The 1,451-nt window shown below is 60.6% G+C and carries 1 protein-coding gene; it reads right to left on the reverse strand.

The annotated features are described in order from the left end of the window. Nucleotides 1–184: 184 nt before the first annotated feature. Nucleotides 185–1,084, reverse strand: a complete 900-nt coding sequence (locus ACNPM4_RS17160) for a hypothetical protein (protein WP_448986487.1) — start codon at nt 1,082–1,084, stop codon at nt 185–187. Nucleotides 1,085–1,451: the final 367 nt, after the last annotated feature.

The raw sequence follows: 1,451 nt of genomic DNA on the forward strand, positions 1-1,451 counted from the left end.
CCCCCCCTCTCATTGCGGTTTCTGTCCGCGAGATCGCTGCACCCACCACTCGATACCGAAGCCGATCAGGATGAGCGACCCCGTGCAGATGCCGATGATCCACGGATCGATGTGGGTGGTCACGGCCACGAGGAGTGAAGCAAAGAACAGGAGAGCGGGCCACCACCCACCCAGGAATGTAGGTTTAGGCACAGTTCGACTTCGCGACCTTATGGAGCCCCGAACCGACTGGGATTCGCATCGAGTAGCAGGAACTGCTTGCGAGTGAAGTGCCCTTGATCGCGCTTCGGACACCGGACCAGACGTTGGCGAGAGTCGGAGCGCCGATGAAACCGCAGAGCGTTCCGATCCAGCTGCCCACGCCCGGAATCTTGCTGGCACCACCGCAACCTCCAGCGAGCGCCACGCCTACAGTTGCCACGGATGCCGCCGCAATGGCCTGGGCCTGGTAGCCGTACATATTCCAGTAAACGCCAGGCCCGTCCGCGCCCCAGCCGACGGTGACTGCTGGGTCTGCGACCACGGGATAGGTCGCTTCCCGGGTATCCACGTGCTGAGTAATCATGTCGCCATCGAAAGAGTAAGACGTCGGTAGTTCTTTACCCTCCGCGTCAACGGCCCAAGGGGCAGCGATCCTCCCCACCGTAATGGTGATTCCATCGACATCGACGATCACGTCGAACCCTTCGTTGCTAGCCGACAGCTCTGCCCCCTCAGGCAATTCGATTGCAAAGTCAGTGGAAGTTTCTCCTGGATCCAGCAGGCTCATGACTCGCACTCCGTCCTCCAGCACAGTGGTTGACGTATTCAATTCTGCAGCACTGATCTTCAAATCGAATTCTCCGAGAGAGACGACAGCGCCTCCTTCGATGACTTCCGTCGTCACGCCCTGCGCCTGGTCTGGCGCATCCGTCGCAGATAAGCCTAGAGCCTGCTGAGCCGAGTCGAAGGGATCCTCCTCGGTCGCGGCCCCCGTTGCTGCCTGTGCCGACAGACCCCCCGTCGCGACGAGTGCGATCGCGAGCATCGCACTCCCCGCAGCCTTGGCGCCCCAACTGCAACTCGTGGCCAGTACTTTTCTCATTTGGCTTCCTCCTAAGAAATAGGTGAGCCGCCTCATGATGAATGCTCCAGCGATCACCCAGTTGATTTACACGCTGGCAAATCCACTGCTAGCACGTAACGGGTATAACGCTACTCCGCTACACAAGCCCTCGTCTGTCCCCCATTCGGCGGACATCGGCAGCTTCCCGCTCACGTAGAGGTCGGGGTGTGGCGGCGCGGGCAACGTTCCAGGACTGAAGCTGCGGATGAGCGCGGCGAAGCCTGGCCCGGAACAACAGCCAATATCTTGCGTTCCTCAGCATGCCGATTCCACGCTCCTCATTGGAGGGCATCCCTTCGGGTGTCAACGCTGCGGACCGCACGACAGAGGGGGCGAGAGCGAAGTC

Source organism: Microbacterium umsixpiens, from assembly GCF_053543675.1.

Coding starts and splice junctions, on each gene's coding strand:
- ACNPM4_RS17160 (WP_448986487.1), bottom strand. CDS start 1,084: ATGAGAAAAGTACTGGCCACGAGTTGCAGTTGGGGCGCCAAGGCTGCG.